Source organism: Leptospira tipperaryensis (assembly GCF_001729245.1).
GTDB lineage: Bacteria > Spirochaetota > Leptospiria > Leptospirales > Leptospiraceae > Leptospira > Leptospira tipperaryensis.
In genome coordinates this window covers 3,768,240-3,790,432 of the sequence record NZ_CP015217.1, presented here as the reverse complement: position 1 = coordinate 3,790,432, position 22,193 = coordinate 3,768,240, and the positions used below count along the sequence as shown (strand labels likewise).

Sequence of the window (22,193 nt, the reverse complement as noted above, 5' to 3'; positions counted from 1 at the left end):
TATGTAAATAGAAAAATATATTCGTTGTTGAGAATGGATTCTCTTAAGAGATCTTCGTTTTGTTTTTATCCTTGAGGACTTGTTTCTATTAGACTTTTCTAAACGAATTTTCGGACGTTTGCAATTGATTTCTTATGATCGAAAGAATGAAATGGCTCCGTTCTGCTTCGGATTTCAGTTTTGAAACGGAAAAATCAAAGAGGAATCGATTTCGGATTTTTATTTTTAGAAACGGTAGCGTTGAGAATTTCTTCTAACTTGATAATTCTTTCCGCGTTGTTTAATCCTTTGTAAGCTCGAATGAGATTCCTCAGATTTCGGACGTTTTTCGGATCTCGAATTCGCAAACGTTCTCCGACGTCGACGGACTGATTCATTTGTCCCGATTTTCTCAACATTCGAGAAGTATATCCCAGCATACTATCGTCGGAAGGAACCGCTTTCAAATATTCATGCGCGCAAAAAGATGCTTTGTCGTATTCTCTCAAACGAAAGTAAGCCAAGCTGAGTTCCTTTACCGCGGCCGGATGGGCCTGTCTTCCGTCTCTGATTTCGGTAAAAAATTTATCCAAGGACTTCTTATCCTTTTTGGCGAGTTTGATCTTTACTCTTTTGGGAACAGTTCCGTTCCATTCAATTCTCATAATGGAAAGGTCGTCGGTAAGAACTCCTTCTCTTTCGAGTTGAGAATTGATTCTTTCCAGATCACCTTTGGATTCTTCCACTATGCGAAGAATTCTTGTCTCATCGTAGTTCATATTCTTTTTGCCGTCGATGTTTTCTAAAAGAATATCGTCTCTTCCATCCGATCCGTTGAAGAGAATGTCTCCCGGCATAAACTGAAACGTCTGAACGGAAAGAGTTCCTTCTACGAGTTGGGATCCGAGTTTTCTGTAAAAAACATTCTCGCCCAAAAAGGAAGCGATTCCGTCTCGATAGAGAATGGAATACGGATGTTCCGCGTTCATGTAGTATGTAAAGCCGGTGTCGTCTTCGATGACTCCGAGTACGATCGAAACCAGCATGGAACCTTCGAAACTTTCAAAAACTCTATGCAATTCTATGAATGCGTTTTTCAACCATCGTTCCGGATAAAGATCTTTCATAAAAGCGCTGAAACGGGTTCTTTCGATGATCGATTTGAAAACCGCGCCCAAGACCAAAGCTCCGCCGGCCCCTTGCATCGATTTTCCCATCGCGTCCGCGTTGAAAAATACGGTGACCCTTCTTCCCTTGAGAATGATACTTTCCGTTTTGCAAAGATCGCCTCCGATTTCGTTTCGGAGATTCTTAAAATGAAACTGTTTCTTTTGTTTGATAAAAAATTCTATCTTAACGTTCTCGCTTTCGGCGTTGTTTTGTCCCAGAGGATTGATGAGCAAAGAAGTAAGAAAGTAATCTCCGTCTTGTTGATCCTTGAGTTTACTCATCTTGTCGAGAGTGTCCGTAAGTTCTCTCGTTCTTTCTTCCACTCTTTGTTCCAGATTGGAGTTGAGTTCTTCGGTTTTCGCGTGTAATTCGCTGAACCGTTCCGCAAGAATGGTCGCGATTCCCATCACGTAAAAGAAAAATCCGTATTTACTAAGAGCAAAACCAGTATTAAAAAACAATGAATCCAAAACGTCAAAGATAGCGGTAAACGTGATGATGACGGTGCCCAAAAACAATCTTTTTGCCGCGGGAAGTTTCAGACGCATACCCTTGATCAAAACATAGAAGTTAACCGGCACCGCGTAAAAGATCGCACCCATTTGCCAAAGTCTCAGCAAGTATTCGGAGATATACATCGGCGCAAAAAGAGTCGGAATTATGAGGATCGCGTTGAAGATCGAATAGTAACGAATCAGTGAAAATGTTTTTCCGTAGAAAAGTTGACTCATAAACGTAAAATAACTCGAAATACAAATATACAATCCGATCAATTCGATTCTTTGGATCGTCGTAGAATCGATCGGGTTTTCAAAAACCGCGGAAGATCTCGTATAAATATAAAGTCCGAGCGAAAGGGCAAAAAGACCGAAGGAAAAGTTGTGTCTTTCCTTTCTTCGTTTTAGAAAAAGAAAAAGATGATAGAGCCCGGTGGTGATATAGATTCCGATCAGAACGAGGGCGATCCGATCCTGCTCTTTGTATATGAGTTCTTTATAATATCCGATTTCATATCCCGAGATTAGATAAAATCCGGTATGATCGTATTTCGGATCTCCCGAAATTTTTACGACTAAGCGGTTTCCTTTCGGTTTTAGAATTTCACGATCGATTTCATAAACCTGACCGCGAACGGTTCTATGAAAGATTACTTTTTCTTTCGAAACCTCTCCTTCTTTGGCGATAATTTTGCCGTTGATGTAAATTTCGAAAACTTCTCCGATTTCTCCCAAACGAATTCCAGGTTCTAAAGGACTTTCCACAAACCGATTCGGTAAATCGAACTCAGTATAAAAGGTAAACGTATGAAGGGAAGAATTGTGCGAGTAGAGTTTGTTCACCCAAATCGGAAACGTCTGAACATTCTTCCATTCGGAATCGGGAACGAAGTCTTCTTTTAAAAAACGACTTTCAAATCGATCTAAAATTCTCCATTCCTTGGGTTTACAACTCCCTTCTTCATCGCAGTTCTTTACCAGATCGATCGAGTTTTGCGAAAAAAGTGACGTTTGAAAAAGGAGAATCAGGATGAAAGTATATGCGAAAGTTCTAAACTGATGATTCATTTGTTTTTTATCGAGAAGGCTCTTCCCGTTCGAGCCGTTATAATTTGGACTTTATAAAGGATAGCCCGCACGTTTCGTTATCGGAATTGTTTCGAATTTTCTACCGTGGATGGAAATCGATAAGACCCAGGGGAGAATGAAACGTAACGCCGCATTTACAAGCATATTTTTTACCTGAAAACGATCGGCATACTTTCGGTTTCTTTTTGCAACGAACGGCGTTTCGACTTTTTCTCAAGACTTTGATGTCTTGATTCTCCATTTTTGGAATCTTTTTGTTTCTCACTTTTCTTAAAAAATGTCAAGAAAGAGGTCAGGGAAGTAAACTATTGTTGCAATTGTTGTTAAAAGATGCATTTATTGTCGATTTATGTTTGGTAAGAAATTGACTAAGTTCGTCTTGATCGCCTTTCTTTTGTTATGTCACAGCCTTGGTGCGTATCAGGAAGACGGTCATTTTTATACGGTCCAAACCGTTTTAAATAATTTTCATACTCCATCTCCGTTGACAAAGGAAGAAACGGCGCTCGTAGCGTTTTGCGCGCAGCTTCCGGATGAAGTGCCCGAGTTGGATGCGATCGGCGTTTACAGAAAGCTGGCGATCGATCATCCGTTTCAATATCTACTCTGGGTTTTTACGGATCGAGGTTCTCGTTATACGCTTGGTAGAATGGCGGAAGTTCAGCAGCTTTTGCACGGATTGACGGGCGGTAATAGCGAACACCTCAGAAACGTCGCCTTAGTCGTGCTCGATCGATTGAGAAACGAGCTTACTTCTAAAAAAGAAAAACAACCTGAAAAACTTTGTGCTTTGGGATTTGCGTTTCATCTATTAGGGGATTCATTCGCACATCGTAAATTACATAATTCTAATAAAATGTATCCGACCGGAAGAGGACACGCATCGGATATGACTCTTCCGGATCATCCCGTTCATAGCGACGATCGAGTCACCGAATGGGAAAAATACGCGAAAGGAATTCCGAACCTCTTTCGATCGCAACTGAAAGAGATCATAGTCAACGACGATTTCCCTAAAGTCAGACAACTTACGGGCAACGACAATCCCTGGCATTGTATTTTCGGGACGAAGTGCGAAGACAATATGCGAAAAATCTTATTGAATCGTTTGAGAATTTCCGATTCTTCTCCTAAATACGATCCCATTCAAAAGGATCGATACAAAGCCGATAATTGTCAGGAATACGTTCAAAAGGTCGTAGCGCTCAGAGATATTCCGATTACGCCAAGTTGCGAAAAATCCTGGAAGGTTTATAAAACCGTTTCTTTGGAAGTCTGGAAGGCCCTCGGTTATTTTCAGGACGAGGATTCTCGAAAACAAATCGAACTTTATAACGGAGACGACTTATGGTAGAAGCGGTAAACGAAGAAAACCCTCGTAAAAAGAGAAAACGTAAAGTTAAACGAAATTCGATTTGGGGAGAGATTCTCATCGTTTTTGCCGGCTTGCCGATTTTGGTGGTTTGGGTCACGGTGCGTACGTTCGTGTGCTGGGGAAACTTAGGTTTTTTCGAAGACCTTTTTTGCAGAGTTTCCGGATTTATAAAACCGATCCTTTTGATTTCCACGCTCGTCTTGTTGGCGATCACAATTTTCGATCTTCATAAGTTAGGCGATGAACTGGAAGACCTTCCAAAATGGGCTTGGAAACGGAGTTACAAAGGATTTCGTTCCTTGGATAACTGGGAAAAGTTTCATTTTCTATTCTCCGTTTCCTCCTTTTTGGGAGCCTTGATTATAGGAATTTATCTTCTGTATCGTTTTGAATTTAGTTTATTTTAATATATTAATATAATAATCGGGGTTGTAATGAAAAAATATGAAGCGGTTGTGATAGGCACCGGTTTCGGGGGAGCCGTAAACGGTTGTAGGTTGAGTAAAAAATGGCCCGGTCAGGTTTTGATCCTGGAACGGGGAAAACGTTATCCAAAAGGCTCTTTCCCGCGTTCTCCGCACGATATGGCCAAAAACTTCTGGAACGTTCCGGAAGAAAATAAGACAAAAATAAGACCGGGCAAACTATCGAAACTAAACCAAACGGGTCTATTCGATATTCGTAATTATCCGAATATGGACGTAGTTTTGTCCGCGGGACTCGGCGGAGGATCTCTGATCTACGCAAACGTCTTTTTAGAACCGCCGGAACATATCTTCGACGAAAGATGGCCGGCCACTGTAAAAAAGAAAAGCCTTACATCCTATTATAAAATTGTAAAGGAAGTTTTGGGGTCTCGGCCGATTCCGCTTAACAACGATCCAAGAAGAAGAATCGTACGCGCCGAACTCTATCAAAAGTTCGCGAAGTCTCAAGGAAGAGAATCCAAACTCGCCGATATCAACGTATTCTTTGGAAACGATTTTAAAAAACCGACTGAAATCGGACTTCAGGAAAAAAATCGTTACGGAGCCGTTCAGACTTCCTGTACTTACTGCGCGGAATGCGATATAGGATGTAACACACATTCTAAAAATACGTTGGATCTGAATTACTTGTTTGTTGCCGAGAATAAATACAAAGCCGATGTTCGTACGGAACATCTCGTTCAAAAAATCGTTCCCGTTTCTTCCGAAGGAAACGACGATCCGTCCGCTCACGGAGAACACGGATATCGAATCTATTTTCTCGATCTATCTTCGACCAATCGAGGACTTGAATCCGTTCTTACAAAAAGAGTCGTGGTCTCCGCGGGAACGTTAGGCACCACCGAACTTCTTCTCAAGTGTAAGGACGAATACAAAACCCTTCCCGATATTTCGGAACATATCGGAAAACAATTTTCCGGAAACGGAGACTTTCTTTCCTTTGCGACCAAGGGAACACAACCCGCTGATCCGAACTACGGACCGGTGATCACTCAGTATACCGATTACAATCTTTTCAAAAATTTTGATCCCAATAAAGCTTTCGTTCTTGAGGACGCGAGTTATCCGGTCTTTGCTGCATATTTTGCAGAGGCGGCGATTCCGTTTATTTTCAGAATCGGATTTTTCTTTCACATGATAGGAGAACTTTTCAGACGTTTTCTCAGCGGAAAAATATTCGGAAGAATCGGTTATCTCATGAGCGAGTTGATGAAAGGGGACGTCTCTTATACATCTCTGGTTTTACTTTGTATGGGGGTGGATCGTTCGGACGGAAGAATGGTTCTGGATCGAAAACGAGGACTGCAACTGCAATGGCCTCAGAAGAATAGTATGCCTCTCTACGAAGCAATTTTGGATGTAACAAAGAATTTTGCGTCCTTCGTAAAGGCAAAGGCTCATTTTGCAATGCCGACTTGGGCTTGGCCGATTCGCAATAACGTCTCCGTGCACCCGTTAGGTGGTTGTGTCCTCGGAAATTCTAAGACGAATGCGGTGACTTCCGCGGAACCGAAGACGTTCGGGCAGGTTTTTTCGTATCAGGGCCTTTACGTGGCCGACGGAAGTCTTGCGCCGACTGCGATCGGAGCCAATCCTTCGATGACGATTGCGGCGCTTTCGGAGCGGGTTGCGGAGGGAATTACCGGAATAAAGCCGACGCCAAAACTTTAATAAAAATCACAATTCTGCAAGCAAAAGGACAATACCGGGAATAATTGGTCAAAATTCTTCGTCTAACAGCCTTACAGAATTAATTAAACAAAAATAACATTCGTTTTAGGATTATTATGAATAGTGCAACGGAATCCATCAAAGACACACTTGAACTGATCAGACCTTATCTTCCGTCTTCAGTAGTCCGGAAATTGGCAGATTCCAACGAATCGAAACTTCAGCGTTCTCAGTCCTTCGAGGGCGCGGTTCTCTTTTTTGACGTCGTCGGTTTTACTCCTACCACCTTGGCTCTCGCGGCAAAAGGTACAAGGGGAATCGACGCATTACAAACCGTTCTTTCAAATTACTACACCGCCCTTTTGGAACACATGCATCAATGGGGAGGAGCCGTTTATCAGTTTGCGGGAGATTCGGTGCTCGTAAGTTTCGAAAAAAAAGAGGAAGAAACCGATTCGGAAACCGCGTTACGCGTCGCCAATTGTGCATTAGGAATCTTTAATTCGATTTCGGAATACAGTTCCAATCAACTCTTAGGAGAAATCGTAAATTTACCCGCAAGAGTAGGTCTCGGTTACGGAGAATATAACGAATTTATTTTGGGAGATCCGGATCGTTTTTTAAGAGCGGTGATCGCGGGAGGTCCCATCGACGAGTCGATCGCCGCCGAAAAATTAGCGTTAGGCGGAGAAATCATTCTCAGCTCAAAACTCTGGGATCTTCTTCCGGATTCGAAAACAGGAGAAAGTATCAATTCTAAATTTGTACGCTTGATCGATTGTGAAAGAATCGACAACGACTACGTTCCTCCTTCTAGAGCGACGACGGATAGAATTTCTTCGGAACGTTTTTTCAGACGTTGCAAACGTTTTATCGTTCCTGAGTTATATCAAAGAATCACGAACGTTCACAGGGCGTTTTCCGGCGATTATCGAGAAGTCGCCGCGGCGTTTGTTCATATAGATTCTCCATTGGAATCCAGCACCGATTCTAAAAGTTTTAACGATTTTTTCATATATGTACAAGGTATCGTAGCCGCTTGTACGGGCACTTTTGTTCTCATCGATTTATCCGATAAGGGCGCGCTCTTTTTGATTCTTTTCGGAGCTCCGGCGGCTTTGGAAAATAAGGAAGCTCTGGCCGCACGTTTTGCGTTACGACTTACGGAAGGGGCTTCCAATTTTCCGGCTGCCAAAAATCTTCAAATCGGAATTTCCACGGGAATGGCCTATTGCGGAGATTTGGGCGCTCCTTTTAGAAAGGATTTTACCGCGATCGGCGAGATGATGAATATCGCGGCTCGCCTTTCCACGTTCTCTGGACAAACTGGAATTCTAATCGATTCACAAACCAAAAATAAATTAGGTAAGAATTTTACCTTTCATGAAATCGGGGATATCGAACTCAAGGGAGTAAGCGGCGTTAAGAAGGTTTTTCAACTTACCGGTGAACAAAAAAATATTCCGGGCCTACTCATTCAATACAGAGATCCGATGATCGGTAGAAAAGAGGAGATCGATCGTCTTCACAAGATGCTCGATACTTCGATGCAAAAAGGTGGTGTCGTATGTCGAGTCATCGCAGACGCAGGGTTGGGAAAGTCCAGATTGACCAATACTTTTATCGATCAGGCGTATGATAGAGAAGTCGAAATCCTCATCGGCTATAGTTATCCTTATGAAAAGTTTACCCCATTCTATCCCTGGAAAGAATTGCTTAGTTTATTTTTGGGAATCTTTGAAGACGACTCTATCGAAACCCGAGTTTCTAAGGCGGAAAGTGCATTAGAAAAATTGAATTCGTTTGATATCGCCTGGGCGAAAGCGCTAGTCGCTTTGATGGGAGTTCCTGTAGAAGAAGATCCTTTGACTCGCGAGATCGATAGAAAACAAAAGAACGAAAGACTTTTCGAAATTATCATTTCTCTTTTGCAAGAACGCGCGGAGCGAAAACCTCTCTTGTTGATTTTCGAAGACGTTCACTGGATCGACGAACTCTCCAGCCGTCTTTTGGAAAAATTGGCGTCGAGACTTCCTTCGATGAAGGCGATGTTGATTTTGGTTTCCCGGCCCGAAGGACAGTTTGCGGAAGAATCCGTCGCTCCGAACGAGGAACTCATTCGTTTGAAAGAATTCAAACCCGAAGAAGCAAGAGATTTTCTCGTTCATAAATTCAAAATGGATACGACCCAGGAAGATTTTTTGGATCAGATCCTAAATCGATCCAGCGGAAACCCGTTCTTTCTCGAATCTATCGTTCACAATTTGATCGAAGAGGGAACTTTGAAAAAATTGGAGAATGGAACTCTTTCTCCTTCGGAAACCACAAGAGACATTCAAATCCCCAACACTCTCAACGACGTTTTGCTGGCGCGTGTGGATCGTTTACAAGAAAGGGAGAAGATCGTATTAAAGACCGCTTCCGTGATCGGCCGTTTGATCAACGTGCAGACCTTAAATCATCTTCTACCCGTAGAATTCCGTTCGGAGATTCAAAATATTCTTCAGAGTTTGGAAGGATTGGATCTAACTCCTCTGGAGATAACGGATCCGCTTACGTATATTTTCAAACATATAGTAATCAGAGACATCGTGTACAATACACTTCTACATTCTACGCGAGAGGATTTGCACAAACGAATCGCGTCCTTTATAGAAGAAGAGAATGAAGATAACGTAGTGGAGATGGCCGACATTCTTGCGTTTCACTATCAGCAATGCGCCGATTACGAAAAGGCTTCCAAATATTCTTTGATGGCCGCTCGTAAAGCAAGAAGCAGATATGCAAACCGAGATGCGATCTATCACTATCGTCAAGTTTTGGAAATGATCGCTCAGGCCGGAAAGAATAAGAGCGATCTTTATTACGAGATCAAACAAGAGTTGGCCCACGTACACCGTCAGCTTGGGGAATATTCTAACGCCGAAGCGCTCTTTCAGGAATGTCTGGAAGACAAATCCACTTTAAATCAGGTACGTTCTTATACCGGTTTGGGTCAGGTTTATCAAGAACAGGATGATATCGCGCGAGCGATGGAAACCCTGGAAACCGCGCTTCGTTTTACGGGAATTCGAGCGCCGGGAAGCAGGCCGGATACGATATTTAAAATCGTATTACAAATTCCTTTTGTTCTTAGATTTTCTCTTTTTGGTTCCTCTTATACGTCCACGAATAAAGCCGAAAGACTACGACTGAGATGTATCATTTTAGTGACTCTCGCTAAGTTATATATCATGAAGGACATCAAAAAATTCGGTTGGTCCGTATTTACTCAGTACAACGCGACTCAAAGATTCGACGATCCGGTCCGCCAGTCGCTCGCCGAATGTGCGTTAGGTCAGGTATTCTTCGGATTGAATCTTTTCGGGCCTTCGAAACATTTTTTAAGCAAAGGAATGGGACTCGCTGAAAAAACCGGAGATCCTTATGCAAGGGCGATCGGCTTTTTGGTTCACGGGATCTACTACATGATGCAAAATCGTCCCGACTTAGGTCTTCCGTATCTTCACGATTCGGTCGCGATCTATAGACAAGTCGGTGAAAAATGGGATCTACTTTCCGCGCTTTCTTCCGGCGGATTTCTATATTATTTCCAATCCGATTTTAGAACCGCTAAAAAATACTTTGATGATATCGGTGAATTGGCGAGCGATTTAGGAGCGCAACTTCAGTTGCGATGGACGCGAATCTGGTCTCCGTATTTCGGATATCTTCTCGGAGAAGTCGATCCGTTGGATTTGGAAAAGAGATTGATGTTCGAGGCGGAAAGAGCGGCCGGAGAAAACGACGTGATGAACGAACTTTCCACGATCAATAAACTTCTCAAACTTACGATCTACGAAGGATGGGCTGAAAAAGCCGCGTATTGGTCGAAACGAAGTTACGAAGGATTTTTGAGATGTGAAGTAAAGTTTCCTCAACTTCAAATCGGAAACGTCTATCTCGCGGAAGCCGCGCTTTATGCACAAAGAGAAACCGGCGATAAAAGTTTGACCAAAATCATTCAATACGGTTTAAAGAATGGATTAAAATTGGGTAAGTCCTTACCTTATCTTTACGGCCCCGCATTGGTCCTCAAAGGAAAATTAAAATTTTATTCAGGGAATATTAAAAAAGCTGAATCTATCTTCAAAGAAGCTGAATTCTTTCTTTCCAATACGCTCAATCGCTGGGAATATGCTACCGCTCTGTATGAAATCGGCCAACTTCTCAAAGACCAAGAACGTATTTCGATGGCAAAGGGAATTTTTCAGGAACTTGAGGCGAAGACGGATCTGAAACGATTGGAAGCGAATCCGATCTACTGAATCTTCCTTTAAGTCGAAAGAAAATTCAATTTATTGAATGTATTGATTTTGCGGAAATTGAACTCGTCGCCGGACTTATCCAAGTCCGGTTTCAAGCTGATTCTTCTTTTACTTCGCCTTTTTTCCCGCGAAGAATGCGATCGCACCGATAACATACAATTCATAGTCCTTAAAGTTCTCTTTGAGGGCCGCTTCTAAGTCGGAAAAGGTGTCTTGTGTGTTATGAAAAACTCCTCTTCGATTTAGATTTTTCATTCCTCTTCGAGAAAGATAATGGGTTTGTCCAAGGTCGTGTAGAGCGGTCGACCCGAAGATCACTCCGTCAGGGTTTCGGATTTTAAGAAGATTCTTAAATGCGGTCGATGCTTTTTCCCGGATCGCACCCGGAACACAATGAAACAAAAAACTCAATCCGATAGAATCGAATTTCTCCTTTGTGTTGATCGGCTCGAGAATATTGGCTCGATACGCGTTGAATTCTCCGGCGAGATCCGACAGACGTTTTCGGGCTTCCATGAGGCTGTTTGCGTTTAAGTCCATCACGGAAATTTTCGGTTTTACCACCGGGAATTTTGCCTTTTGAAGAAGATAACCCGTTCCTACTCCGATATCCAGGTGATTGGCGCTTAGATGTTTATTGTAGAGTTGGACCATGTTCTGCGGAGGACAACGCCAGAACCATCGACTGATGATATGCAAAACTACTAAATCATAGATTCTTAAAAAACTACTCGTGTAGACCTGTTGTCCCGCGATTACTTCCTGACTGTATTTATCTTCAGACAATCCAAGATCGATATAAAGTTGATTTTGTTGCATTTACGTGAGTTCCTTTTTTCTTTTGTATTGAACTAGATGGTAGGTTGATATCTCAAAAATCGGCTTTTACGGGTTGAATCGACTTTTGTTTTTATATATTGGGTTTCGTTTGATTTTTTATCTAAATAATACCAAAGGGAATTTCGCGATCATTTCCGCCTTGGTATTATTTCTCAGATAGTAATATCAATATTTCTAAATTAGAATTTTAGAATACATTAATTCTGTGTCAATTGTTATATTAGAATCTTAAGGGATTCTTTTATTCGAATTATATATCGATATTGCAGTTTCGAAATCCTTATAGATTGGAGCAAATCGACGCAGCCGTATGTTCCGCCACTGCGGAAATGGTCATCACGGGGTGGAACCCTATGGAAGAAGGAATCACGGATCCGTCGGCGATAAATAAATTCTTATAACCGAAGACTTCTCCGTTTTCGGAAACCACTCCCTTATCCGGGTTGGCCCCCAAATGACAACCGCCCATGGAATGTACGGATAGAATTCGGTTGAATAAGAGAAAGGTCGCGAGAGGACCAAATTGTCCACCGTATGCGTCTCCAACTTGTTGCATGGAAGCCGTCATATTTTGGATGAGAGTTTGATTCTCTTTTGAGTAATTCCATTTTACGTCTATGTCTTTTCCGCAACGAACGATTCTTCCATTTGCGTTGTCTCTTCCTATCGCAAAGAGGTTCGTCATATAAGTCGGATCTCCCGCACCGGGAGCGCCCGGAGGTAAAGGTTTTGAGATCCATCCCTTTTTAAAGATTAAGGGAAGAATCCATTTCAGACTTTTCCAAAAAAGAGGACCGATCATTCTTAAGAACCAATTTGGTTTTGCGATTCCTAACGAAGCAAGAACCGTCATCACGGGTTCGTTAAACGTAGGAGCTGCCATCGTATATTGAAATCCGTTCGGAAAGTAATTGATCACCGTTGTCACGTCCGGTCCGTCCCAAGGTTTGAGATCGGTTTTACTGGATTCGATTCCACCCAAAAAGTCTCCGTTTCCGGAATAACCTTTTCCGAGTTGTTTGCTCAGATTCGGCAATGTTTTGTAATAGTCTCTGCTGTTTAGAAGGATTCGGTTGGTTCCTAAGGTTCCAGCAGAAACAACAACTCTCTTGCCGTAGACGGAATATTTTTCGCCCGTTACCGTGTTTTCATAATAAACGATATAACCGCCTTTTGGATCGGGGGCGATATGCGAGGCTAAAGAATCCGTTTGAAACACGGCTCCGTTTTTTTGAGCGTCGGCAATATAATTATAATCTAATGTATTCTTGGCTCCGTGGTTACATCCGAATTCGCATTCCGCACAACGTTGACAAACTGCTTGATTCGGCCTCGCCGGTTTTAACCAGCTCACCGCTTCGTCCGGATCAAAGTAAGGATGTCGGTTTAGGTCCGCGGCCGCTTTGAACTTATTTCTTTTCGGAAGATCCCATTCCGCCGGAACGGGTTTTACGTCGAGTTTGGAAGCGACCTTATCGTAATACGGATCCAAATATTTTCGATTGAAAGGCGCAGGCCATCTCGGATCTTGAAAGACCGCGTCATCAGGACGAATGTGAATGTTCGCGTAGATCAAAGATCCGCCTCCGAGACCGGAAGCGGTTACGGTTCCAAGGCCGCTGAAAAAATTCAGTTCGTAAAGTCCTAAGGACTTTTTCTTTTTTGGATAACGCCAAAGTAGGTTGTTCACATTCTGAACGTCTCTGGGGAACATTCCCGGAGTATATTTTTTACCACGTTCTAAAACTAAAACTTTTTGGCCTTTTTCCGAAAGACGTAAGGCGCTTATGGAACCGCCGAATCCGGATCCGATCACGACTGCGTCGTATTGTTGCACGTTGCTGTTTGACATTCTTCCTTCCGTAAAAGAGATTTAAAAAATTCTAATATTTCCTTTCGTCTTCAGTATTTTTTCAAAGCCTGAAGTATAAACGGGAATACGTCTTTGTGGGCGTTTTTTCCAAAGATACAATCGATATGTCCGTAACCCGGTATCACGTGACGCGCATACTGGGACGGATTGAAACGATTGATCAAAGTCTGGTAGGTTTTTTCCGTACTCTCCGGAAGATAACACTGATTTTCCGAGCCATGAATGAATGTGATCGGAAGATTCAACCGGTCTATGTGCGGAACGTAAGCGTCTCCTCCTTCCGCATTCACAACCTTATGCGCGCGAATCATCTTGGAAAGATGTTCAAAGGCTTTGATATTCGCGACTCCGAACATTTCTCCGAGGCCGTATCTGTAAGTCTCTTCATTCAAATTATCTAATTTGTATAAACTTCCATAGAGAAACGAGATTCTTCTGCTCACCGGGTTTACGTCGTGTGAAAAGAAAGACTGAGGCTGGAGAGCGAGAGCCGAGTTGAAAAATTTGTTTAGCCAATCCGCGTGATCCGTCGTATAAGCCGTCAGATCCTTGATTCCGACCAGATCCATCATTTCTGCGGTGTGCAATCCAACTTTGATATCCATCGAGGTCGGAACTTCGACATCGGCTGAAACCTGGGAAAGCACGACGGAACGAACTCCTTCTATTCCCGCGAGTAAGGCCATCGTAAACGTCGTCGCTCCGAAACAATGCGCCACCACTTGAATCTTATCGACTCCGGTGAGTTCGCGAACCTTGTTTACCGCGGCGGGATAATCCTTCGTCGCGATCACGTCCCCCGTGTTTGGAAGAGGAGCCGAAGGAAGTGCGATCGAGGTTCTGTAATCGAACATCCAAACGTCGTATTTGTTTTCAAAAAGATATTCGAGAAGATTTGTGTCGATCGTATCGATGCTAAAGATCAAACTGGAAACTCCAAGACCTGGAGATAAAAGAACCGGGCCCTTGTTTCCTCCTTTGTATCTCAAAAGTCTCAGGTCCGCTCCGTCGTCCGCTTTGAAGAAATAAGTTTCCGGCGCTGAAACACGAAGAGGTCTTTTGGTTCTTGGGCGCGCGTCCTTGTCCCATGGAACGATCGCACTCGCAACGCCGCCGTAAACGTCGTAAAGAGCTCCCGTAAAGAAGGCGCCGAATTTCGCCATTCCCTTAACCGTATCCGCGATCGATTTGGAGTTGATGACTTTCATAGTGGTCATCTGTTTTGCAAAGTCTTCGGGAAGAATGTGGAGAATTCCTTTTGCGTAAACCGGAGATGTTTCCGTTTCTCCGTCGTAGATCGTTACAAAAAGTGTGCTCGTATCTCTCCAGATATTTGTGAGTCCGTCGTTCTGAACCCACTTGGCTCCCACAAAAAGATAACGTTTCGATTCTTCGGTTTGAAGAATCATCTTATAAACCATGTTTCTGGTTTCGATACGATCTTCTCTGTTGACAAAGAGTAGGAAATCTCCGTTGGTAACCGTGATGACGTCCTTGGAAATAAAAGGAGCTCTTACGGTTCCGAATAACGTAGCCTTGTGTTCAATATCGGCGACCATCTTCTCCAGATTGTTGCTACGAATCGTGAGCAAGAATTCGAAAGAAGTTTTTTCGTCCTGGCCGATCTGAAATCCCCGTTCGTAGTCTTCTTTCGATTGAGTGGAATAGAATCCCTTCATACATTCGGTGAATTCGATTCCTAAAACGGATTCGTCAATCACGTCCGTATTTTTCGGATGAGAAGGAAGGCTGTAGTCGATCTTACGTCCTTTTTCAGAAACGAGTTTTTCGCAGGCTCTTTCCGAGATCGCGCAGATCGTAAGAAGCGGGTTGACTCCTAAGGATCGAGGGATTACGGAACCGTCCATTACATAAAGTCCGTTGTGTGTCACAGCTCCGCTCTTTCCGGAAAAGACCTGACAGTTTTCGTTTACGACCGAAGAAGCCGCGTCTTCTCCCATCGGACATCCGCCTAAAGGATGGACTGAAATCAAATCTTGATCCGTCAATTTGTTCCATACGGGATTCTTAATATAGGTTCCTTTGAGAGGAATCGTGGATTCTTTTAAGATGTTGCTGATCTTTTCGAAGATCGGTTTTTTACCGACGTTCGGCCAAGAAATACGAAGACGATCGTCTTTTAAAAACATCTTTCCGTCATTTCCGTCGTGCGCCATAACTAGATAAGTCTGCGTGTTACGAACGGCTCCGTGAAACGGACCGAGAATGAAACTTACGAAAATTCTAATCTTTTCAAGAATCCAAGTAACAAAACCCTTTTTGGTTTTGACTCCGGTAAATTTGGAACCAAGCGCAAAGATCGCAGGCAGTTGACCGCGGATCGCGCCCGGGATCGATCCTTCTTCGATAATCATTCCGTCTTCTAGTTTAGCGCCCTTTCGAGTATCGATCACTCCCGTAATACAAGGACCGACCGCACCGTTTCCATTTTGTTTTTTATTTCCAAAGCCGATCCCGTTGATCTTGGCGGTTCCATTATAAGAAAAACCTAACATATCACCGTTCCCGCTAAAGCGAACTCCGACCGCATCGGAAAGGCTAAGACCTTTCTCTTTGGATCGAAGAAGAATTTCAGTAGAACCCAAGGCTCCCGCCGAAAGAATGATCGTGTTTGCTCGGATAAAAAGTTCGTCCTTGCTGAATTTTTCACGATCGAGTCCGAGAGGAATGAAGTGAACCAGCCAATATCCGTCTTTTTTTTCGAGATAATTGACTTTGACTTCGGTAAAGATCTGAGCGCCAAAGTTGGCGGCGTCTGGAAGATAATTCATCAACGTCGTGTTTTTGGAAGAAACGTTACAACCCGTAACACAGTCACCGCAGTTTGTACAAGCGTCTTGTTGAACTCCGACGTGATTGATCTTGGATTCGAAGGTGACGTTGATCGGAGTCGGATAAAAATCTTTTCCGATATAAGCAGCGGAAGTTTTGAGCGCTTCTTGTTTTGGGAGTTTGGGGGATTTGGGAACTATATTCGGGCGAAGCATTTCCTCGGCTCTGGAATAGTAAGGATCCAATCCGTGATCCTTTGCCTCTTTGCGGATATTCGCGGGCCAACAAACGTCCTGAAAAACTTCCGGAACGGCTCGAAGACTTACGTTTGCATTGATAAGCGAAGTGCCGCCTAAACCGCAACCCACAAGAACGTTGATATCCTTATTAAAATGAAAATCATAGAGTCCGTTTTGGTGGCCGATATGTTTATCTTCGTAGTTTGCCTGTACTTCTTCAAAGGCATGGATTTCCTTATTTGGAAATTCTCCGGGCCGAATCTCTTTTCCCCTTTCTAAAAGACAGACTTCAATTCCCGCTCTGGAGAGACGGGACGCGGCGATTGCACCGCCGTAACCGGAACCGATAACGATCGTATCGTATTGACCTTTGATCTTTTCTATGGATTGTGAAATTTTTTTAATCAATGTTTTTGCCTGGGTTAAATTGGCAAAATATTTCCAAAAAAGGAAAATATTGCAAGAAAAATAGTGAAAGAACTAGCTAAGAATCGATAATATTTTGACAAACCGGCCGGATACTCGCGAAAAAGAGAGATTCCCTTGATGTTGAGATTCGATGTCTTAAACGGAATTTATAGGAAAATACCGGCGGATCGGAAGCTTCTTTTCAAAGGAGAATCGAGATTTACGTTTTTCTAATTCAGTTCTCTCACTCGACCATTCTTTGATTGACATTCTACGCGGGAATTATCGATACTAAGATTCGTAAAACTGAATATGATTGTTTGATTCCATTCTGAAATTCTAACTCCACGTAATCCTGAAAAAGGGTAGGGAGTTCCATATTTATTTCAAAATCAGAAGGAATCGTATGTCACAATCAAATTCACTACTCGCCTCGTACGGCTGGAATCCGGAATTATTTCCCTCGGAATCCTCAGTCGATCTTATTCCCGCACGGGTTCTATCGGTTTATGGAGAATATTCTAAAATTCTAACATATCTCGGAGAACGTCGCGGGATCTCATCCGGCGCTTTGTTATCCACCGGAGAATCTCTTGTTACGGGAGATTGGATTCTTGTTCGAGAAATCGAAGGAGACGATCTCTGTATCATCGAACAAATTCTTCCGAGAAAAACGTTATTAAAAAGATCCAATCCCGGGAAACGGAATCAATCACAGGCAATCGCTTCTAACATCGATTTGCTTCTCGTGATCATGGGCCTCGACAACGACTACAGTCCAAGAAGAATCGAACGTTATCTCTTCTTGGCTAAGATGAGCGGCGCCGAAGTCGCAATCGTTTTGAACAAGCGCGATCTTTGTCCGGATCCTGAGAGCAGATTTTTAGAGATTCAAAAAATCGCGGGAGACGTTCCGGTGATTCTGATCTCGGCTTTGGACTTTTCGCAAACACAAACTCTGATGGAATTTGTCCGACCCGGAAAGACGATCGCGTTCTTGGGTTCTTCGGGAGCCGGTAAGTCCACGATCATCAATTCTTTGTTAGGCGCCGAGGTTCAGAAAACGAACTCGGTTAAAACCAGTGATGGAACGGGAAGACATACCACGACTCACCGAGAACTCTTTCTCTTGCCCCAGGGCGGGATTTTGATGGACAATCCCGGGATTCGAGAAGTTGGTCTTTTTTCGGGAGGAGACGAGAACGAGATCGAACTCATCTTTCCCGAGATCGCTTCCGCTGCCTTAGAATGTCGTTTCCGAGACTGTTCACATCGAGAAGAACCGGGTTGTGCCGTTCAAGCAGCGATCGTAGAGGGAAAAATTCAGGAGGAACGTTATGCGTCCTATCGAAAACTTCTGAAAGAATTGCAGGCTTACAAGGTTCAAACGGATCCTATCGAGGCTCAGAAAAGAAAACAAAAGGACAAAGAAATGGCCAAGGCTTTGAGGAGCAGGCTAAAGGATAAGGGAAGAAAGTAGATTCTCGTTTCTCCGAGGATTTTTAGATCGAAGAAAAATCCTTTTTTTAAAAAATCCTCGGAGAATGATCGTTTTTTAAGAACCAAATAGGCCATCGCCGGGACATTAGATTGTATGAAAGACAAATCCTATATCGAACTTTTGGACAAGGCTAAGTCCGGAGATCTGCGAGCTTGGAACGTTTTACAAAAACGGTTTTCTCGTTTTGCGGTGAAATTTGCGTCGAAGATTCTTAAAGACGAGGATCTTTCTCAAGACGTGGTTCAGGAATCTTTTTGGGATCTTTATCGAAATCTCGAAAAGATCACTACTCCGGCTGCGTTTCCTTCCCTGCTCAAGAGGGTGTTGATCAAACACGGAGATCGTATTTTGAGAAAGAAGGAAAGTCAGACTTTGGTTTTTGTGGATCCGAATCGGATCGATCAAAACTCGAAAGAGTTGCATTCCACTTTTTTAGAAAAAGAATGTTATGAAACGATTCTTAAAAACGTTAAAAAATTGGATCCGGCGGATCAAAAGTTGATCGAACTTTATTACTACAAAAATTTTACGTTAGACGAAATTTCAAAGTCGGAAGGGAAAACTCTTTCTTTTATCAAAAAAAGACATCTCCATTTGAAAAATATTCTCAGAGACGGAATCGGCGAGACGTTTCGGCCGGAAGCCCGTTTGACGCTTGCGTTTGCTGCATAGGAGAAGAATTTGGAAGCGACTCAATTCTATCCGAACGGACAGATCGAAAATGTATATCTGGAACAAAGAAAAGTTTTTCTCTGGGGCGAAGTAAACGATAACTCTGCGAGATATCTGATCGATCGATTCTTATATCTGGAAGCGGTCGATCCGACAAGACCCGTCACGTTATTCATTCATTCTCCGGGTGGATCGACTTACGCCGGTTTGGCGATTTTGGACGTAATGAAAAGCGTCCATAATCCGGTTTATACCGTCTGTTTAGGAATGGCGATGTCATTCGGCGCGGTTTTACTTCTTTCCGGCGACAAGGGAAATCGTTCAGCATATCCCCACAGTAAAATTTTGATCCATCAACCCCACGTTATGGGAGAATTCAAAGGGCCGGCTGAAGATATTCGAATTTTTGCCGAGTCCGTTAAAAGGGAAAAGGATTTGTTAAACGAAATCATGGCAAAGGCTACGGGACAGCCTCTGGAAAAGATGGTAAAAGACACGGATCGAGATTCTTGGTTTTCAGCAAAGGAAGCGCTGGAATACGGTATGATCGATAAGATCATCGGAGTCGAATTCTAAAATTCTCGGATTGTAAAGTTTAACAAATTGAAGTCAAAGAATCCGATTCCTATATCTCAAGACCTAATTTTGAAATTGAAATGGGAAGATACCGAACTCGAAACCGCCGGAATCTTCTAAAATCGATCGTCTCTTGATACGAATATGAGTAAAAAGAATTTCTAACGAAAAAACCTTTTTACTCATAGAACGGATACGAGAATATATATCAAAATTACCTGTTTCTAATCGTGTCTTTTACTTTCAAAATGAGATTCTTCCTACTCTTCGGCGCGGCCCTGCTGCTCAATTCTACTTTGTCCGGGGAGCCTTCCGCTCTGGAGAACGGAAAAGTATCTCAACTTCAAAATCTCGGCAACTTTCGATCCTTCGTGCATTACTTTAAAGATGCAAGCAAGGAAGACTTTAAAGAAAAACTTTTCGCACAAGATCCAGGATTAGATTTTCAGAATATTCCCTCGGATATGTTCTCGTTGGGATTTTCGAAGGACACCGTTTGGTTTTATATTCCTCTGGAAAATGACACCGGAAAGGAATTCAACGGAGAATTCGAGGTCTACAACCCCTATTTGGAAGAAGTGGACATTCACTACAAATACGGACACGAACTCAAGACGCGCGAAATTTTAGCCGGAGCAAATCGAATCTATGAGGAAAATTTTCCTTCTCTGGATTTTTATCTGAGACCCGGAGAAACGATTCAGATCGCGGTTCGGATTCGAAGCGGAACTCCGCTTAGGATTCCTCTTGTTCTCGAATCCGAAAAAAAATTCGGTCTCACAAAACAATTTCGATTGGTAATAGTCGGTCTGACTCTTGGTTTCGGGATTGCGATGAGTTTATACAATCTCTCCCTTTACTTTTTCTTCAGAACTCGATCTTATCTATATTATTTTTTGATGATAGCTTTCTTTACGGTGTATCTAACGTCTTGGGACGGATTATTTTTAAACCTGTTTAAACCGGAATACGGAAAATATTATCTTACGGTCACTTTGATCCTGGTCTACGCCGCCAGCTTATTCTTGTTTTTATTTTCTTTAGAATTTTTATATCCGGAAAAGAAAAGCAAACGAGCCAAAGTGGTTACTATCGTTTATTCGATCGTAAACGTGGCTTTGATTCCGGCTTCGATCCTTGCTCCGGTTCAACTAAATCAATTTTCATATTACTGGATTCTTATAAACAATCTAATCATAGTTTATTTTTGTTTTTTAAGAATTCAAGAAGGTTTCAAGTCCGCAAAGATCATTCTGTTTATTCATCTGATTTTCCCGACCGCCGGAATCATAATGAATTTGAGCGCCTCCGGAGCGATTCCTATCAACTTTGTATCTCTTCACATTCTAAAATTGGCGTTTATTTCTCAGTCGATTCTATTTTCCATCATGCTCGTACAAAGAATTAAAGAATTGGAATTTAAACTCAAAGAGGGTCTTCAAACAGAAATTCATAAGAATATAATTCTTCTCAAAAAAGAAATTCAACAGAGAAGAGAGACCGAATGGGAACTGATCCAAGCAAAGGAAATGGCCGAAAAAGCTTCCAAGGTAAAGAGTAGTTTTCTTGCAAACATGAGCCATGAAATCAGAACTCCGATGAACGGAGTTCTCGGTATGGTGCAGTTGTTGGGGACAACGAAACAGAGCGAAGAGCAAAAAGAATATACAAAAATTCTTTCCGGATCCGCGAAGTCGCTTTTACAAATCATCAACGACATTCTTGATTTTTCAAAGATAGAAGCCGGTAAAATCGTCTTAGATAAGGAAGTGTTTTCGATTCGTTCGGTCTTGGACGAAATCCACGATCTTTTTTATCCGCTCGCAAGACGAAAACAAATCGAATTCAATCTGGAAGGTAAATACGATATTCAAGAATTTGTTTCCGGAGATCAGCTGAGGCTCAGACAAATTCTCTGGAATCTCGCGGGTAACGGAATCAAGTTTACGAACCAAGGAAATGTGGTTCTGAAAGTATCGCAGAGAAAAATTGCCGAGGACAAGGTTTCCATCGAATTTATAGTTTCCGATACGGGAATCGGAATTCCTCAAGATAAACAGAAACAAGTTTTTGACGCATTCTCCCAGAGCGATTCTTCCACTGCGAGGAAGTTCGGCGGTTCGGGTTTGGGATTGAGCATTACAAAACAATTGATCGAATTGCAAGGCGGAACCTTATCTCTGGAAAGCAAAGAAGGAATGGGTTCTAAATTTACGTTTTCGATCGTGTATGACATTGCGTCCCAATCCGAAATGGAAACGATTTTGGAACCCGAAAAAACGAGAGGAGTGGACGAAGTCTATTCGAATGTTGTTCCGAAAAGAATGCGTATCCTTGTCGCGGAAGACAACGAGACCAATTGCCTATTGATCGAAAGGGCATTAAAAAAACTCGGCTACGATCCGGTCGTCGTTCACAACGGTCGCGAAGTGATCGAAAGGATGCAATTGGATATTTTTGATATCGTTCTTATGGACATCCACATGCCCGAAGTGGACGGTATCGAGGCAACGGGATGGATTCGTTCTCGAAAAGAAAATGCGGAACTTCCGATCATCGTTGCCCTGACCGCGGACGCGATCGGAAGCAGCAAGGAAAGATACGTCACATTGGGAATGAACGATTGTCTGATTAAACCTCTGGATTTGATTCAACTCAAAGCTTGTTTGGATCACTGGTCAGAACACATCGAGACGCTATAGCGGATACTTTAAA

12 protein-coding genes are annotated in these 22,193 nt (G+C 42.7%); 8 read left to right on the top strand and 4 right to left on the bottom strand.

The annotated features are described in order from the left end of the window. Positions 1 to 194: 194 nt before the first annotated feature. Positions 195 to 2,714, bottom strand: a complete 2,520-nt coding sequence (locus tag A0128_RS17830) for a SpoIIE family protein phosphatase (protein WP_069608742.1) — start codon at positions 2,712 to 2,714, stop codon at positions 195 to 197. Between the two features lie 370 nt (positions 2,715 to 3,084). Here A0128_RS17830 and A0128_RS17820 point away from each other — a divergent pair, with 370 nt between their 5' ends. The 4 genes from A0128_RS17820 to A0128_RS17805 all read left to right on the top strand — a co-directional run bounded on the left by A0128_RS17820 (position 3,085) and on the right by A0128_RS17805 (position 10,576). After that, positions 3,085 to 4,089 carry a hypothetical protein gene (locus A0128_RS17820; RefSeq protein ID WP_069608740.1) on the top strand — a complete coding sequence of 335 codons (1,005 nt, stop codon included), beginning with the start codon at positions 3,085 to 3,087 and terminating at the stop codon, positions 4,087 to 4,089. Continuing rightward, positions 4,083 to 4,517, top strand: a complete 435-nt coding sequence (locus tag A0128_RS17815; protein WP_069608739.1) for a hypothetical protein — start codon at positions 4,083 to 4,085, stop codon at positions 4,515 to 4,517. Before A0128_RS17820 ends, A0128_RS17815 begins: the two co-directional genes overlap by 7 nt. A 27-nt stretch (positions 4,518 to 4,544) precedes the next feature. Further along, the gene (locus tag A0128_RS17810; protein ID WP_069608738.1) at positions 4,545 to 6,269 is read left to right on the top strand and encodes a GMC oxidoreductase; all 1,725 of its coding nucleotides are present in this window, start codon (positions 4,545 to 4,547) and stop codon (positions 6,267 to 6,269) included. Between the two features lie 116 nt (positions 6,270 to 6,385). Further along, positions 6,386 to 10,576 (top strand): adenylate/guanylate cyclase domain-containing protein, encoded by a 4,191-nt coding sequence (locus A0128_RS17805; RefSeq protein WP_069608737.1) that lies wholly within the window; start codon positions 6,386 to 6,388, stop codon positions 10,574 to 10,576. Between the two features lie 108 nt (positions 10,577 to 10,684). On the opposite strand, the gene A0128_RS17800 is transcribed toward A0128_RS17805, so the two are convergent. The 3 genes from A0128_RS17800 to A0128_RS17790 all read right to left on the bottom strand — a co-directional run bounded on the left by A0128_RS17800 (position 10,685) and on the right by A0128_RS17790 (position 16,729). Beyond that, complete coding sequence (locus A0128_RS17800; protein WP_069608736.1) at positions 10,685 to 11,395, bottom strand: class I SAM-dependent methyltransferase; 711 nt, start codon at positions 11,393 to 11,395, stop codon at positions 10,685 to 10,687. A gap of 301 nt (positions 11,396 to 11,696) precedes the next feature. Further along, on the bottom strand, positions 11,697 to 13,268 hold the full coding sequence (locus A0128_RS17795) for a GMC oxidoreductase (RefSeq protein ID WP_069608735.1): 1,572 nt from the start codon (positions 13,266 to 13,268) through the stop codon (positions 11,697 to 11,699). 50 nt (positions 13,269 to 13,318) lie between these two features. Next, positions 13,319 to 16,729: an alpha/beta fold hydrolase gene (locus A0128_RS17790; protein WP_069608734.1), complete on the bottom strand. Its 3,411-nt coding sequence runs from the start codon at positions 16,727 to 16,729 to the stop codon at positions 13,319 to 13,321. Positions 16,730 to 17,135: 406 nt separating this feature from the next. On the opposite strand from A0128_RS17790, the gene rsgA reads away from it, so the two are divergent. The 4 genes from rsgA (at position 17,136) to A0128_RS17770 (ending at position 22,180) form a co-directional block, all read left to right on the top strand. Continuing rightward, positions 17,136 to 18,209: a ribosome small subunit-dependent GTPase A gene (rsgA, locus tag A0128_RS17785; RefSeq protein WP_069608733.1), complete on the top strand. Its 1,074-nt coding sequence runs from the start codon at positions 17,136 to 17,138 to the stop codon at positions 18,207 to 18,209. Positions 18,210 to 18,323: 114 nt separating this feature from the next. Next, positions 18,324 to 18,902: an RNA polymerase sigma factor gene (locus tag A0128_RS17780; protein ID WP_069608732.1), complete on the top strand. Its 579-nt coding sequence runs from the start codon at positions 18,324 to 18,326 to the stop codon at positions 18,900 to 18,902. A 9-nt stretch (positions 18,903 to 18,911) separates the two neighbouring features. Next, the gene (locus A0128_RS17775) at positions 18,912 to 19,478 is read left to right on the top strand and encodes a ClpP family protease (RefSeq protein ID WP_069608731.1); all 567 of its coding nucleotides are present in this window, start codon (positions 18,912 to 18,914) and stop codon (positions 19,476 to 19,478) included. A 248-nt stretch (positions 19,479 to 19,726) separates the two neighbouring features. After that, a complete protein-coding gene (locus A0128_RS17770) occupies positions 19,727 to 22,180 on the top strand; it encodes a hybrid sensor histidine kinase/response regulator (RefSeq protein ID WP_069609385.1) in 2,454 nt (817 codons plus the stop codon). The last annotated feature ends 13 nt before the right edge of the window (positions 22,181 to 22,193 follow it).

Bases quoted from the DNA above. Each gene is read 5' to 3' on its own strand.
- A0128_RS17830 (WP_069608742.1), bottom strand. From the start codon at position 2,714: ATGAATCATCAGTTTAGAACTTTCGCATATACTTTCATCCTGATTCTC.
- A0128_RS17795 (WP_069608735.1), bottom strand. From the start codon at position 13,268: ATGTCAAACAGCAACGTGCAACAATACGACGCAGTCGTGATCGGATCC.
- A0128_RS17810 (WP_069608738.1), top strand. From the start codon at position 4,545: ATGAAAAAATATGAAGCGGTTGTGATAGGCACCGGTTTCGGGGGAGCC.
- A0128_RS17800 (WP_069608736.1), bottom strand. From the start codon at position 11,395: ATGCAACAAAATCAACTTTATATCGATCTTGGATTGTCTGAAGATAAA.
- rsgA (WP_069608733.1), top strand. From the start codon at position 17,136: ATGTCACAATCAAATTCACTACTCGCCTCGTACGGCTGGAATCCGGAA.
- A0128_RS17820 (WP_069608740.1), top strand. From the start codon at position 3,085: ATGTTTGGTAAGAAATTGACTAAGTTCGTCTTGATCGCCTTTCTTTTG.
- A0128_RS17770 (WP_069609385.1), top strand. From the start codon at position 19,727: ATGAGATTCTTCCTACTCTTCGGCGCGGCCCTGCTGCTCAATTCTACT.
- A0128_RS17815 (WP_069608739.1), top strand. From the start codon at position 4,083: ATGGTAGAAGCGGTAAACGAAGAAAACCCTCGTAAAAAGAGAAAACGT.
- A0128_RS17780 (WP_069608732.1), top strand. From the start codon at position 18,324: ATGAAAGACAAATCCTATATCGAACTTTTGGACAAGGCTAAGTCCGGA.
- A0128_RS17805 (WP_069608737.1), top strand. From the start codon at position 6,386: ATGAATAGTGCAACGGAATCCATCAAAGACACACTTGAACTGATCAGA.